The organism is Paenibacillus sp. UNC451MF (genome assembly GCF_000686845.1).
GTDB lineage: Bacteria > Bacillota > Bacilli > Paenibacillales > NBRC-103111 > Paenibacillus_S.
This window is the reverse complement of the sequence record NZ_JMLS01000002.1, coordinates 329,992-345,191: the sequence shown is the minus strand read 5'-3', so window position 1 is coordinate 345,191 and position 15,200 is coordinate 329,992. Positions and strand designations below refer to the sequence as shown.

The 15,200-nt window shown below is 46.3% G+C and carries 9 protein-coding genes; 7 read left to right on the top strand and 2 right to left on the bottom strand.

Going from position 1 to position 15,200, the window contains the following annotated elements; genetic code table 11:
- Nucleotides 1-150 precede the first annotated feature (150 nt).
- From pstC to phoU, 4 genes are read left to right on the top strand one after another with little or no spacing between them, the layout of a single operon-like run.
- Nucleotides 151-1,080: a phosphate ABC transporter permease subunit PstC gene (gene pstC / locus BP97_RS0104710; protein ID WP_028548059.1), complete on the top strand. Its 930-nt coding sequence runs from the start codon at nucleotides 151-153 to the stop codon at nucleotides 1,078-1,080.
- Complete coding sequence (pstA, locus tag BP97_RS0104705) at nucleotides 1,077-1,934, top strand: phosphate ABC transporter permease PstA (protein ID WP_028548058.1); 858 nt, start codon at nucleotides 1,077-1,079, stop codon at nucleotides 1,932-1,934. The genes pstC and pstA overlap by 4 nt, the downstream gene beginning before the upstream one ends.
- A 5-nt stretch (nucleotides 1,935-1,939) precedes the next feature.
- Entirely contained in the window at nucleotides 1,940-2,698 is a 759-nt protein-coding gene (gene pstB, locus BP97_RS0104700) for a phosphate ABC transporter ATP-binding protein PstB (protein ID WP_028548057.1), read from the top strand.
- A gap of 24 nt (nucleotides 2,699-2,722) precedes the next feature.
- Complete coding sequence (gene phoU, locus BP97_RS0104695) at nucleotides 2,723-3,382, top strand: phosphate signaling complex protein PhoU (RefSeq protein ID WP_028548056.1); 660 nt, start codon at nucleotides 2,723-2,725, stop codon at nucleotides 3,380-3,382.
- 285 nt (nucleotides 3,383-3,667) lie between these two features.
- Here phoU and BP97_RS0104690 read toward each other — a convergent pair whose 3' ends face one another.
- Complete coding sequence (locus BP97_RS0104690; RefSeq protein ID WP_028548055.1) at nucleotides 3,668-4,021, bottom strand: VOC family protein; 354 nt, start codon at nucleotides 4,019-4,021, stop codon at nucleotides 3,668-3,670.
- Between the two features lie 269 nt (nucleotides 4,022-4,290).
- On the opposite strand from BP97_RS0104690, the gene BP97_RS38665 reads away from it, so the two are divergent.
- Both BP97_RS38665 and BP97_RS35290 read left to right on the top strand, forming a co-directional pair.
- The gene (locus BP97_RS38665) at nucleotides 4,291-9,579 is read left to right on the top strand and encodes an S-layer homology domain-containing protein (protein ID WP_231506218.1); all 5,289 of its coding nucleotides are present in this window, start codon (nucleotides 4,291-4,293) and stop codon (nucleotides 9,577-9,579) included.
- Between the two features lie 179 nt (nucleotides 9,580-9,758).
- A complete protein-coding gene (locus tag BP97_RS35290; RefSeq protein WP_051620363.1) occupies nucleotides 9,759-11,564 on the top strand; it encodes a bifunctional diguanylate cyclase/phosphodiesterase in 1,806 nt (601 codons plus the stop codon).
- Here BP97_RS35290 and BP97_RS0104670 read toward each other — a convergent pair.
- On the bottom strand, nucleotides 11,556-12,305 hold the full coding sequence (locus BP97_RS0104670) for an HAD family hydrolase (protein ID WP_028548054.1): 750 nt from the start codon (nucleotides 12,303-12,305) through the stop codon (nucleotides 11,556-11,558). The two genes, BP97_RS35290 and BP97_RS0104670, sit on opposite strands and share 9 nt — an antisense overlap.
- A gap of 165 nt (nucleotides 12,306-12,470) precedes the next feature.
- Here BP97_RS0104670 and polA point away from each other — a divergent pair, with 165 nt between their 5' ends.
- Entirely contained in the window at nucleotides 12,471-15,137 is a 2,667-nt protein-coding gene (polA, locus tag BP97_RS0104665; protein ID WP_028548053.1) for a DNA polymerase I, read from the top strand.
- Nucleotides 15,138-15,200 lie beyond the last annotated feature (63 nt).

Genomic DNA, 15,200 nt, shown 5'->3' with positions numbered 1-15,200 from the left:
TTAATTTTTACATTGTCTTAACAATTCAACGGCATGGCTTTAACAATTGTCCTCTATGATGAAAAAGAACCATACGAAGCGCACAAACGTTGGATGACGGTGCAGCCAGCCGTGGTCGTTCATTTAATAAGAAGTAGGGGGCAGAAGGTCGTGAATTCTTTCGCTGACAAGCTTAATGAGAGAGCAACATTAGAAAAGAAAGTAAGCCGCTGGACGAAAAAACAAAATCGCACAGATCAAATGATGAAATGGATTTTTGTCGGCAGCGCGATATTAGTTTCCGCCATTATATTTTCCATCATTGCATTTGTTGGGATACAAGGTGTTAAGACATTCTCGGGTGTGTCGCCTTGGGCATTCTTTTTTTCCACCGACTGGACACCGAGTCAAAATAAATTCGGGATTTTTTCCTTCTTGTACAGCACCTTACTGCTGACTTTGTTATCTGTAGTATTTTCAGTACCGTTAGCTTTATCCGGAGCGGTGTTCATGGCAAAAATTGCACCAAAATGGGTGCGCGAAATTATGCGCCCAGCGACGGATCTCTTCGTAGGTATTCCGTCTGTAGTGTACGGTCTGATTGGACTAACCGTCATCGTTCCGATGCTGGCCAAAGTAACGGGTACAATCGGCTACGGGATCCTGCCCGCGGCAATCATCCTGGCGATCATGATCCTGCCCACGATCCTGTCGATCTCTGAGGATGCGATTCGCGCATTGCCCAGCCGATTAGAGGAAGCATCGCTAGCTCTAGGTGCAACTCGCTGGCAGACGATCTGGAGAGTACTGGTGCCGGCAGCTCGTCCAGGTATTATTACAGGTATTATCTTAGGCATGGGTAGAGCGATCGGGGAGACGATGGCGGTGTTCATGGTGATCGGGAACTCGCCCCAAATGCCGGGTTCGTTGTTGGAGTCCACAACTGTTTTGACTACAGCGATCGTTAAGGATATGGGGAATACGAACTACGGTACGACCTGGAATAACGCGCTTTATTTGATGGCATTAGTTCTTCTGCTGATCTCCTTGTCTTTGATCATCATCATCCGGTTTGTTGCCAAGAGGAGTGAAGTGAAATGACGAGCAAGACAACGGATCGTATTGCAACAGTTTTCTTTTGGGTAACAGGCGTTATGATTATGCTGCTGCTGGCTTGGTTCCTGATCCGAATCCTCGGTGATGGATTGCCACAGCTTTCCTGGAAATTCATTACTGGCAAGCCTCAGGAGATTATGGCGGGCGGCGGCGTAGGGCCGATGCTGTTCAACTCTTTCTATATCTTATTCTTATCTCTGTTGTTCTCTCTGCCAATCGGTATCGGAGCGGGAGTGTACTTATCAATCTATGCGAAGCAAAATAAATTCACGGATTTTATCAGAATCTCAGTAGAAGCATTGTCTTCTGTTCCGTCTATCGTATTCGGACTGTTCGGATTCCTATTGTTTGTTAATTTGTTCGGTTTGAAATTTTCCATCATCGGTGGTGCGGCTACATTGTCACTGTTGAATCTACCGGTTCTGGTGCGTGTAACGGAGGAGTCGCTTCGCTCGGTGCCGGAATCCTACTGGGAAGCATCGCTTGCGCTTGGATCGACCCGTTGGCAAGCGATTCGTAAAGTGCTGCTGCCTGCAGCTATGCCAAGCTTGATTACAGGAATCACCCTTGTTGCCGGACGGGCTCTGGGCGAATCTGCGATCTTGATCTACACCGCCGGGTTATCGGTCTCCCGTTTCTTCCCGGATTGGAATCCTCTGGCTATGGGGGAGACGCTGGCAACGCATCTCTGGTATGTTCAATCAGAAGCTATCGTTCCTGACGCCAAGCAAATTGCAAAAGGAAGCGCAGCGCTGCTGCTTATCGTCGTGCTGGTATTCAACCTGTTGATCGGAATTCCTAGCCGCTTATTACAAAAAAGACTTTCCGGGGGGAAATAAGCATGATGGAGAAAAACAAAATCAAAGTAGAAAAGCTCAACTTATTTTATGGTGAAAATCAGGCCCTTCACAGTATCGGCTTGGAAATTAAAAATAACTCTATCGTTGCCTTGATCGGTCCTTCCGGCTGCGGCAAGTCTACCTTCCTGCGTACGTTGAACCGGATGAACGACCTCATCGACAGCGTCAGAATTAATGGGAACATTTATGTAGACGGACATAACATTTACGGACAAGAAATGGACGTCGTGTCCTTACGCAAAAAGGTCGGCATGGTGTTCCAGCGTCCAAATCCATTTCCAATGAGTATCTATGATAACATTGCTTACGGTCCAAGAATCCATGGAACTAAGAAGAAAGCCGTATTGGATGAGATCGTGGAAAAAAGCTTGGTACAAGCTGCTTTGTGGGATGAAGTAAAGGATCGTCTGCATAAATCCGCTCTAGGCTTGTCTGGTGGTCAGCAGCAGCGTCTTTGCATTGCCCGATTGCTGGCGGTAGAGCCAGACGTTCTGCTCATGGATGAGCCAACTTCAGCGTTGGACCCCATCTCTACTTTGAAAGTGGAAGAGCTGACGCAGACTTTGAAAGAAAAATATACGATTATCATTGTAACGCACAATATGCAACAGGCCGCAAGAATTTCCGACTATACTTCTTTTTTCTTAAACGGCGAATTAATCGAATCCGATCAAACGGATAAAATTTTCACCGCACCTACAGATCAAAGAACGGAAGATTACATCACCGGGCGTTTCGGATAATGCAAATGATGTGAGGGGGCTATTATGGATACTAGAACGAGTTTTCACCAGAATGTCGATGAGCTGCAGCAATCGTTATTAAAAATGGGCAGTCTTGTGGAGGAGTCCATTTCCATGGCAGTTGATGCTTTGGCGAGATTGGATGATAAGCTAGCCAAAAAGATCGTAGTGGAAGACGACATCATCGACGGGATGATGCTTGAGATCGAAGAGCGCTGTCTGCGCCTTATTGCACTGCAGCAGCCTATGGCAAGCGATCTGCGGATTATCGGTACCGCCTTGAAGATCGCGACCGATCTGGAGCGAATCAGCGACCATGCGGTAGATATCGCGAAAATCGCGATTCGCTTGTCAGGCGAGGAGCTAATTAAACCTCTGGAAGATATTCCGCACATGGCCGTTCTCGTAAGGGATATGCTGCACGAGAGCTTGCTCTCTTATACGGAGCGCAACATTCATCGCGCGGCTGCGCTCGCTGAGAAGGATGACGAGGTCGATAAGATGTACAGCAATCTGATGAATGAAATCATCGGCATGATGAACAGCGAGTTTGCCCGGAACCGTCAACTGTCACACTTGATGTTCGTAGCTCACTACTTGGAGCGGGTAGCCGATCATTGTACGAATATCGGCGAAGGCGTCATTTATATTGTGACAGGTAAGCGCAAGGATTTGAATATATGATGAGAAGACCGCATTGGCGGTCTTTTTGTTTGTTGAGGGACCGAAGACTCGAAATGTTGCTATATACTCTTGTGAGGCATACCCCTTCGGCCGCTGTTGAAACCCATGAATTTATTTGATTAAAATTAGCGGTATATTCAAGGGTTTCAAAGGCGGACGTAAACTCCTCCGAGGCACACCCCACTTCCGTATTTAGCAAATTTCTCGAATTACTTGTTACTCAACAAACACCAGACCGCCATTGCGGTCTTCTTGGGTGGAGTAGAAGGGAATTGAGGGCGACGTTTAATCGGCGGCTTTAATTTCAATCCGATTACCTTCCGGGTCAATAATGACCCCGATTGTGCCCCAGCTTAATTCCCGAACGGTTACTTCCGTACCTCGCTCACGCAGCTCGTTGACGGTTTCATTAAAGTCATAGACATCGATTCTAATGACGATAGGGTTTTGCGCTCTCGTTTTTTCACTATTGGAGGCAACGCCACGATCCTCAATCATTAAATAACTTTTGCCAAAATCAAGGATAGCTAAATCCTCTTTTTGTACCCGAAGGGGCAAACCTAATTTATGCATGTAGAATTCGACGCCTTCTTGATAGTTTTCCATAAATAAGATGATTCCGGACTCTCTAATTTTCATTTGTAGTTCCTCCTCACCAATAATATATACATATTATACTAAAATGTTTATTAAATTCAAACGGGTGCAAAATATGTATGAATTGCTCCTAGGTCCAATACCATGTGACCCCAAAGTAGACATAGCCGTAAAAAAACACAAGAAAATAACACAATAAAACAGCGTATGCCCACATAAAAAAGCATAATCAAATCCAGCCCACTAGAAACTATAATGAGTTGTTGACAGCGTTTACAATATGTTGATAAGGGGTGTTGGATTTGAAGGAAATGATAGGCCGCTTCAAGCTTGGAGTTATTGCTCTACTTATATTTTCTTTGTTACTGCCAACTGGTTTGCTGGTACAGCCTAATGGTGTACAAGCCGCGGCGTTGGAGAATTTGGCTCTTGGCAAGAAAGCGACGACAAATAGTGAGGCAAGCAGTTCCAATCCTTTGGTAAGCACGCTCACTGATGGGAAAACAAGCAAAGGTTGGACCTCCAATAGTAAGGTGTTGCAGCCATATGCTTATATTGATTTAGGAAGTCCGACAACATTTAATGAAGTCAAATTATTTTGGGAGACAACATCAGACGTTAACGAATACCGTATTCAATATTCTAATGACGCTACGGTCTGGTCTGACGTTTACGTAAGGAGAGGAACTCTTCCTAAGCAGGAGACAACAGATTTTGATCCCGTTACTGCCCAATATGTAAAAGTACAACTAGATCTAAAAACGAAAAAGTTTTATTTGAATGAAATTGAAGTTTACAACAATCCGGCAGCAGTGCCACCTAAAGAACATCTGAGCAGTGTCACTTTGTCAGACGCTACTAACCATGTTTATCTTCAGGATGAAGTAGTCTCGGTTGTTTATAAAGCTTCAATATCATTCATATTAAATGGAAAGCTGGACAACGGTAACAATGCTGTCCTTACAAGTGCGACGAACTATTTTACCAGTTCTGATCCCTCTGTTGCAGAAATCGACGCTAATGGTAAAGTGAAGACGTTAAAGGATGGCAAAACGACAATAACGGCTGAAGCTATTGTAGGCGGTGTGCTTAAGGGGACGAGCATCAAGCTTGAGGTTTATGACCCTGCACTTCAGAGCAATATCGTTAAAAATAAGTCTGCAAGTGCCAGTTCCGGTAACGCTGCAGCTGCAGTCGATGGATCGAGTACGGCATGGACTCCGTCCCCAACCGATATCAATGATGACCATAAATCTTGGCTTCAGGTAGATACAGGGGATGTTTATTCCTATAATCGTTCTATTATTACGTTTACAAACCCGGAGAAGCTAACAAGCTATACGATACAAGCTTCGGAAGACGGAACCGTATGGAAGAACGTATATACGAAAACAGGGGCGATTTCAGCCAATGAAGCGCCGGTATTCCCGAAGACGGAAGCACAGTTCGTAAGGCTGCAGTTAATTCATCAATCCGAAGGAAGTTCAGTTGCTGAATTTGAGCTGTATGGATCCTTGATGGACATTTTGAAAAATATTAATTTCTATGATGCAAGCACTACATATCAATTAAACGATACCATCTATTTGAAAAAAGATGAAACGAAGTCTCTCGATTTGAAAGGCACTCTGACCAGGAAAGACGAGACGAACGATCTTTCCAAGGCAACGGTAGCTTTTCAATCCAAGAATACGAAAGTAGCCACGATTGATGATAAAGGAACTATCAAAGCAGTTGATGAAGGTGTCGTACTTCTAACGGCTTCGGCTTCCTTGAGTGAAAAAACGGTTTATACAAGTATCTGGGTAGAAGTCACAAATCCAAATAAGGATATGAAGCCTTTGGTTGCAGACTTGCAGTTAACGCATCCAACCATGACGGTAGATATCGGCCAACCGGCTCTGGTAAATATTGGAAATGTATATCCAGCTGTAGAAGTGAATCCTTATGTGGACGCAACGATAAGCGGGGATCTTGTACGCTTGGAGAACGGCATCGCCCAAGAAACGGCTCCAATTAATGCAAACGATTTTAAAGCAGGGGTTAAACAAAACATTGGTATTGATGGAAACATAACAAAATATGGTCAATACGAAATCCGCTTGACTATTAACACGGCTAGCGCAGGAACGGTTTACGATACGTTCTTCTTTACGGTCATGGATCCAGGTTCCTTGCAAACGGATCAAAGCAGTATTGTCTACCTAAGTGCTGACAACAAGCTAATTTACGTTCCAGACTATAAAGGCAATCGGGTTTTGGACTTTTCTAATGTAGGTTACATGGGAGGCGGAGAGAAGCTCCCTGAAGTTCCGGTTAAAATTGAAGTTTCTCCTATCGAAGGTGACGCGACGAAATTAATTCAAGATGCCATCGATAAGGTGTCAGCCATGGAAATGGATGAGAAGACAAAAATTCGAGGCGCAGTTCTCTTGAAAAGAGGCTTCTATGACATTCAAGGGCAGCTTTACCTCAAAGCTAGCGGAGTGGTGCTTCGCGGCGAAGGACAAGATGAGAAAGACGGAACGGTATTGTTCGGGTCCGGTGTTCGATCCCCAAATGATGATCCAACTCTGATTACCGTTGGGAATGGCGGAGGAATGCAGGTTGATACGAGCACAGCAGTGAATATTACAGATCTTTATGTTCCTGCAGGAGCACGTTCATTCAAAGTAACGAATGCAAGTAACTTTAAAGTAGACGACACAGTCGTAGTTCGCCGGGTAGGGAATCAAAGTTGGATTCATGAGACGGGTATGGATAAAATTTATGATCGGCCGGATAGACCGGATGCCCTGCCAGGTACGACAAGCCAAATGTCTCCTTTTAACATGGACTTTGACCGAATCGTTAAGAATGTAGACGTGGAGAACAACATCATCACGGTAGACGCCCCTATCGCCAATTCGATCGAGCTCCGTTGGGGCGGCGGTCAGATCATGAAGTATACAGATACAAAACGTATTGAAAATGTCGGTGTGGAAAATATGTACTTCGATTCTGCCTTCGATCCTTCTATCATTAGTACTGTAATGGATAATGATACAACGGATCCATACTATGCAGACGATAACCATATTGAATATGCTGTCGTTTTGAACGGTTTGAAAAACGGTTGGGTTAAGAATGTAACCGGTAAGCATTTGGCTATTTCTTTGGTTAAAATCAATGGGAATTCCAAATTCATTACTGTCCAGGACAGCAAAGTAACGGATTTTGTTAGTACTATTACCGGCGGTACACGATACGCGTACTACTTTATCGGACAGTTGAATTTGGTTCAACGTTCTTATTCCGAATCGGAGCGTCATGCATTTGTATTTGATAGCCGGATTCCGGGTCCTAACGTTATCCATGACAGCGAATCTCAAAAAAATTACAATTCCAGTGAACCGCACCACCGTTGGTCCACTGGGGGATTGTTTGACCAAGTAAAAGGTCACATTGTTATCCGTGACCGGGCTTGGTTAGGAAGTGGACATACTTGGGCAGGCGCTAACTATGTTACGTGGAATACGGAAGGCATCCTGACTTCCCAACAGCCTCCGACGGCACAAAACTATGCGATTGGCCACGTAGGTACGAAGGGAACGCCACTTGTACCGAATGAGTACGACTCTCGTCCAAGAAAAGACGCATATTGGGATCATATGGGCAGTCATGTAAACCCGCCAAGTTTGTATCTTAAGCAATTAGAGGATCGTTTAGGTAATGATGCAGTGAAGAACATTAAACCTGCTCCAGCAGCACCAAGCAACCTGACAGCAACCGCTGGAGATGAACAGGTAATCTTGAGTTGGGACACCGTAAAAGAAGCAACAACTTACAGTTTAAAACGCAGCACAACACCAGGTGGCTCTTATGAACAGGTAGCAACCAATATTATAGATACAAAATATACAGAAAAAGGTTTGGCGAACGGAACGACTTACTACTATGTAGTAACAGCAAATAATATCGCAGGCGAAAGCGCCAACTCAAACGAGGCAAGCGTTACGCCAAACGGAAGCAACGTGGTGCAACCTCCGGCAGCGCCGACAGCACTAAAAGCAGAAGCAAGAAACACGCAAGTGGCACTATCATGGAACACGGTAGCCGGAGCGACATATTACACAGTGAAGCGCAGCCTAACTTCCGGCGGAGCTTACACGACCGTAGCCTCCAATCTCGCAACCAACAGTTACTTAGACACCAATCTAACGAACGGACCAACTTACTATTACGTGGTAACGGCTTCTAACGCTGGAGGAGAGAGCGCCAGCTCTAACGAAGCGTCGGCAAGACCATATTCACCAAGCGGTAATAGAGGAAGCAGCGGCAGCGGTGGCGGTTCTTCTACCGGTACACCGACCGTTCAACCGAACAAAGATGGGTCCCAAGTCATTAGCGTCGATCCAGTCAATGAGAAAGCTTCCGATGGCAGATCAATTGCCAAAGTAACATTGGATGCAGGCGCTATTACTAAAGCTATTGAAGCGCTTAGCGGAGCAGCATCTTCAAGAATTATAATTGAAGCGAAGGGCAGTGATGCGGCAACGGCTTCCTTCCAATTGCCGGCTCAGCCATTGTCGGATGCTCTGGCCAAAACGCCAGCGCTGATCGTATCTGTGAAGTATGGCGACACGACTTATGATTTGCCTGTAAAAGCAATTGATTTTGCAGGTCTAGCCAAATCACTTGGTGTGTCTTTAAAAGACTTGAAAATCACGGTCACAATGGAAAAAGTAAACGACGCTACTTTAACGAAGCTGAAGGACAAAGCGAAGGAGCAGGGCTTAACGCTTCTGTCCGGCGGTGTGGATTATAAAGTGACTGCCGAAGCAAACGGCAAGTCGGTTTCTATCAATGATTTCGGTCTGACGTATGTATCGAGAACGATGAGCATTGGCAAAGCTGTCGATGTGAAGAAGACAACGGCAGTGCTGTTCAATCCTAGCAATGGAGAAATAAGCTTCGTGCCGGCTACCTTCTCGACATCGAACGGCTCGACACAAGCAACGATCAAACGTCCTGGCAACAGTGTGTACGCCATTGTTGAATCGTCCAAAACATTTGCAGATCTTAAAGGTCATTGGGCTAAAGACGATGTAGAGCTGTTAGCATCCAAGCTTGTTGTTAAAGGAATGACGGATATCGGATTTGCTCCCGACAATCGCATTACGCGTGCAGAGTTTGCAGCTATTCTCATTCGTTCCTTAGGTCTATCGGAGAACAGCAGCTCCAAATTCAGCGATGTTAAGGCGAATGACTGGTATGCCGGAGTTGTAGGTGCCGCATCCAATGCAGGACTTGTAGATGGATATGAAGATGGCACGTTCAAACCAGAGGCCAACATAACTCGCGAGCAAATGGCGGTTATGGTAGCAAGAGCGATTACCGCAGCTGGGAGAAAAGCAGCTGCTGACTCCAAAGTGTTGGCTTCCTTCACGGATTCCAATACGATCAGCGGATGGGCAAAAGACGCGGTAGCCCAGGCGGTTAACGCAGGTATCATTAATGGAATGACGGAGCATACCTTCGTTCCTGGACAAAACGCTAGCCGTGCTGAAGCTGCTGTCATGATGAAGCGCCTTCTGCAATATGCTGAATTTATGAATTAGTTCTGGAGTGCCTCTTGCGGTATCACGTGATAAACGTTGATGCTGTAAGAGGCTTTTTTATAGCGAAATGAAGATTTACATACCATTTACAAAAGAAGCATAGGACTTTTACACTGGGATAAAAATCCTATGATAGAGTGGAATCTGTACATATAGCACAATGAGGGGATGAATTTAATATGACCGCTATCCATAGAAATTCGATCGTACAAGAGGATAAGACATATTTAGAGAACGAAATTCAGGAGATCCTGCGGCATAAGATGATTCATTCCGTATACCAACCGATTATATCCTTAAAAAACGGCAGTCTATTAGGCTATGAAGCCTTGACTCGGGGTCCTCACAATCATCCGCTCCATTCTCCGCTCCCTCTGTTTACCTATGCGGATGAGGCTGGGCAGCTGTACCCTCTGGATAGGCTGGCAAGGGAGAAAGCGATTCAAGGAGCCTTCTTTGCTTCAGGCAAAGAGCTGCTGTTCATTAATATATCTGCGGCGATCCTTCACGACCCGCAGTTTGTACCAGGAAGAACTCTTGAGCTGCTGGAAGCGCAGGGGATGAACCCGGACCGCATCGTTTTTGAAATTACCGAGCGCAGCTCAATTGAAGACTTTTCTATGGCCAAGAAATTGCTGATGCATTACCGCAATCAAGGCTACCGCATTGCCATTGATGATGCCGGAGCCGGGTACTCATCCTTGCAGGCGATTGCTGAGCTTCAACCCGATTTTATTAAGGTGGACCGCTCCTTGGTACAAGGGGTGCAGTTCCATAAAACAAAAGAAGCGATCCTCGAAACCTTCGTCTCGTTCGCTCAAAAGTTGAACATCGAAATCATTGCAGAAGGCATTGAACATCTCGATGAACTGCTATATTTGACGAGGATGGGGGTGCATTACGGACAAGGTTATTTATTGGGCAGGCCTTCTTTGGAGGGAACCGAGCTGGCACCGGATTTGGTCAATCACATCGTTCAGCAGCGGAAAATTCATGATACGGCAGGCAGTACATGGTCAATAGGGGATTTGATTGCTCCTATCGGAACCTTTGATTGCAAGGCGTTGATTTCGGAGGTAGCCAATTATTTTAAAAAGCATGTGAACGCACCGGGAGCCGTCATTGTTTCCAAAGGTGTGCCTGTAGGTTTGATGATGCGGGAGAGACTGTTTCAGCAGTTGGCGGGACAGTATGGGTTTTCATTATTTTGGAATCGAACTATAGATCAGGTCATGGATGCACAGCCGCTAATCGTTGACCAGCATATGCCGGTGGAGACGGTGTCCCAGCTCGCAACTTCAAGGGATATTAATAATTTGTACGATTTGGTCATCATTACGAACGAAGGGAAAATGGCGGGAGCGTCTTCGATCCGCTCGATATTGGAGTGCATCACCAACGCACGGATGGAGAGTGCCAAGGTAGCAAGCCCTTTGACCGGATTACCCGGCAACATTCAAATCCACCGTGAGCTGAATAAACGCTTGATGGAGAAAAAACGGTTCTCGGTCATTTATGCGGATTTGGATTATTTTAAATGGTTCAACGATCGTTACGGGTTTCAAAAAGGGGACCAGCTTATCCAATACACAGCGGACGTCATCCAGCAGTCTATTGTTGTGTGCGGCAAGCCGTTCGACTTTGTAGGCCATGTCGGAGGTGACGACTTTATAGCCATCACCTCGTCATGGGATGCTGAGAGGCTGTGCAAGGAAATCATCCGCCGATTCGATCAAGGGGTTCGGCTCTTCTATGAAGGGGATGACTGGTGCTACGTGGAGGATCGCGGCGGCAACCGGATTGAGGCGAACGGTGTTACCATCTCCCTGTCTTTAATCGTATGCGAGCTTGCTGACACGGTCACATTGGAGCAAATATCGCAATCGTCGGCCAGATTGAAGAAGCTGTCTAAAGGGCATCGCGGAAGCACTGTTCATTGTGAGTGTCTTGGGCTTGAGCACCGTGCATCCTCAGGGTCAGAATAGCTCCAGCAGCTGATCCATCTGTTGGATACAGTACACATTGCGTTTACCGAGCTTTTGCTGTGAAATTTTTCTGGAGGTGCCGCTGTTGGCTTGAACCCAGACGGCATCCAACCCCGCTTTTGTAGCTCCACACACATCATGCTTCCACGAGTTACCTACCATAACCAGCTGCCGCGGCGACAGATCCATCGTACGGATGGCTGTTTTGAACAAAGGGATGTTCGGCTTTTTATCTGCGCTATGCTGGGCTGTGAAAATTCGTTCCTCCGGGAAATATCCACTTAATTTGAATCGGTTCAATAAATGAGTAACTTCGCTGCGGGGACTATTGCTGATGATGGCCAGCTTGAATCGGGGTGCGAGCTCCTGCAGCGTTTCTTCTACTCTGGGCGCCAGTGATTTGGCAGCAAGCCTGGATCTGCGAACCAGCTGGAAGAAATCATTCGAAAATTGTTGGTGAACCGGAACGTGGAGCTCTTTGAGCGCGTTTTGCAAGCATTGCTGCTGCAAATCATCAAGATGGACTCGTGTAGTACGAGTCTTCTTATGCTGCTGCCAATAGCTCTGATACTTGTTCCACAGCTCTTCCGCTTGCGGAAAGTCGCCTTGAATCGAGCGGGAGTAATAGTCGTTCCAGACGGAACGGAAAGCCTGCTCAAAATGAATCCCTTGATGAATCAAGGTTTGATTGACATCAAAACAGATGGCTTTTTTGCCTTGGGTCCGGTTTGAGGTGCTCATAAAAAATCTACCTCCGTTTACGCGAAAAGCATCGCCTTATATTCTATGTTTATGCTCAAGAGGCCGACATCACCCCTAAGAATGAGAATGTAGTCTGAAGCTTTTTTTCTCTCGTTGTCCTATGCTATCATGGAGTAGTGATGTTATGGAAAATGGGGTGTAACGATGTCGAAATTAATTTTGATTGACGGCAACAGTATTGCCAATCGCGCATTTTATGCATTACCTTTACTAAGCAATTCGAGCGGTCTGCATACCAATGCTGTATTCGGATTTACGACGATGCTGTTGAAGCTGCTGGAAGAGCAAAAACCGACTCACTTTCTTGTAGCTTTTGACGCGGGAAAAGTAACGTTTCGACATAAAGATTACGCTGACTATAAAGGCGGAAGAGCAAAAACGCCACCGGAGCTGTCCGAGCAATTTCCTCTTCTTCGTGATTTGATTCGCGCTTTCGGAATGGCCCAATTCGAGCTGGAAGGGTATGAAGCGGACGACATTATCGGAACTCTGACCCGAATTGCTGATGAAAAGGGCGATATTGACGTCATGGTTGTTACCGGGGACAAGGATATGCTGCAGCTTGCATCGGAACGGGTAACAATCGCTTTGACGCGAAAGGGAATTAGCGAGGTAGAGCTTTACGATAATAATGAAATAAAAGAAAAATACGGCTTAACGCCGAAGCAAATTATAGATTTGAAGGGTTTGATGGGCGATGCCTCAGATAATATCCCCGGTATCCCCGGCGTAGGAGAGAAAACCGCGCTTAAGCTGCTTCATGAGTATGAAACGGTAGAAGGTGTATTAGCGAACACCGAGCAATTAAAAGGCAAAATGAAGGAAAAAGTCGAGCAGCATGCGGACGACGCACGAATGAGTAAGGAATTGGCCACAATCTTCCGTGAGGTTCCGCTAACCACGAAGTGGGAAGAGCTTGCCTTTGCCGGTTATGAGGGACAAGCCTTGGCGGACATGTTCCGCAAATTGGAATTTAAGTCGCTGCTAGAAAAAATGGATTTTTCAAGTGTGAGTTCTGATGACAGCGCACAGGCTGCGCAGGTTGAGCTTAACGTCGTTTCGGTACAGGATCGGCAAGGGCTGGCAGCACTCGTCGAGTCGCTTCCCCAAGTCACCTGTTTGCACGTAGAGGCCGCAGGAGATAATCCGCATATTGCAGATATGATAGGGATTGCTCTATACACGGAGCAGAAGTGCTACTATGTACCCGTTGAGCTACTAGTGTCGGAAGCGGAAGAAGCGGTTTCATTAAAAGCATGGTTGGAGTCCCCGGACAAGTCTGTGGCTATTCATGATCAGCATCGCGCAGAAATTTTACTGGCGTGGCGGGGCATTCACCTCAAGGGAACGTCATTCGATATCCTGCTTGCCGCTTATTTGCTGGACCCGACTGAATCGGCACTGACTTTAAGTGGCTTGTCGTCTAAATACAGCTTGCCTGTGTTGAAAGCCGACGAAGAGATATTCGGCAAAGGGGCTAAGTTCCAAATTCCAGCCATCGAATTATTGAGCGATCATTTGTGCCGAAAGGTAATGACGATTCACAGCCTGGTAGAGCCGATGAAGCGCGATTTGGAACAAAGCGATATGAATGAGCTGTTCTACGAGCTGGAGCAGCCATTGGCTAGCGTGCTGGCCGAGATGGAAGAGAAGGGCATCAAAGTAGATATCGAGGCTTTGAAGCAGTATGGCTCAGAGCTGGGAGCGCAGCTTGAAACGATTATGAAATCAATCTATGATGCGGCAGGAACGGAGTTCAATATTAATTCACCGAAACAGCTCGGCGAGATTTTGTTCGAGAAGCTGCAACTGCCGACGATTAAAAAGACGAAGACCGGCTACTCGACGGATGCCGAGGTGCTTGAGAAGCTGGAGCCCTACCATCCGGTTATCGGTCATATTCTCCACTACAGAACGCTGGCCAAGCTCCAGTCGACTTATGTGGAAGGGCTGCTTAAAGAGGTGCGCCCGGATACGGGGAAGGTGCACACCTACTACAGACAGACCATTGCGGCAACGGGGCGCTTAAGCAGTCAATATCCGAATCTGCAGAATATCCCGATCCGTTTGGAGGAAGGGCGCAAAATCCGCAAAGTGTTCGTGCCGTCCAAGCCAGGTTGGTCGATACTGACAGCCGACTATTCTCAGATCGAGCTGCGGGTGCTTGCTCATATATCACAAGATGAGAAGCTGATCGAAGCTTTTATTAAGGATATGGACATTCACACCAAAACAGCGATGGACGTATTCGGAGTATCCGAGGACGCCGTAGATTCCAACATGCGTCGTCAAGCCAAGGCCGTTAATTTTGGTATTGTATATGGAATCAGTGACTACGGGTTATCTCAAAACTTGAATATTACCCGTAAAGATGCGGCACAGTTTATCGAGCAGTATTTTGCCGTATTCCAAGGGGTTCGCCAATACATGGACGATATTGTGAAAAAAGCGCGTCAGGACGGCTACGTGACGACACTGCTGCAGCGCCGCCGCTATTTACCTGAAATTACGGCCTCGAACTTTAATCTGCGTTCCTTTGCGGAACGTACTGCAATGAATACGCCAATTCAAGGGACAGCCGCAGATATTATTAAGCTGGCGATGGTGCAAATGGATGAACGTCTGAAGCGGGATGGACTCAAGAGCCAGATGCTGCTTCAAGTACATGACGAATTGGTGTTTGAAGTTCCTGAGGATGAGATCGAGACCATGAAAATAACGGTTGCTGAAGTGATGGAAAATGCACTCAAGCTTGTTGTGCCGCTAAAAGTGGAAGTAGATACCGGGTTGAACTGGTACGAAGCAAAGTAATATAATATAGGTTCTTTATGAAACGGGTCAGGGAATGTACAAGGGATCGAGCATGATCGGAGT

What these genes read in the sequence shown, in the direction of transcription:
- pstA (WP_028548058.1), top strand. Translation starts at nt 1,077, where the DNA reads ATGACGAGCAAGACAACGGATCGTATTGCAACAGTTTTCTTTTGGGTA.
- pstB (WP_028548057.1), top strand. Translation starts at nt 1,940, where the DNA reads ATGGAGAAAAACAAAATCAAAGTAGAAAAGCTCAACTTATTTTATGGT.
- phoU (WP_028548056.1), top strand. Translation starts at nt 2,723, where the DNA reads ATGGATACTAGAACGAGTTTTCACCAGAATGTCGATGAGCTGCAGCAA.
- BP97_RS0104690 (WP_028548055.1), bottom strand. Translation starts at nt 4,021, where the DNA reads ATGAAAATTAGAGAGTCCGGAATCATCTTATTTATGGAAAACTATCAA.
- BP97_RS38665 (WP_231506218.1), top strand. Translation starts at nt 4,291, where the DNA reads ATGATAGGCCGCTTCAAGCTTGGAGTTATTGCTCTACTTATATTTTCT.
- BP97_RS35290 (WP_051620363.1), top strand. Translation starts at nt 9,759, where the DNA reads ATGACCGCTATCCATAGAAATTCGATCGTACAAGAGGATAAGACATAT.
- BP97_RS0104670 (WP_028548054.1), bottom strand. Translation starts at nt 12,305, where the DNA reads ATGAGCACCTCAAACCGGACCCAAGGCAAAAAAGCCATCTGTTTTGAT.
- polA (WP_028548053.1), top strand. Translation starts at nt 12,471, where the DNA reads ATGTCGAAATTAATTTTGATTGACGGCAACAGTATTGCCAATCGCGCA.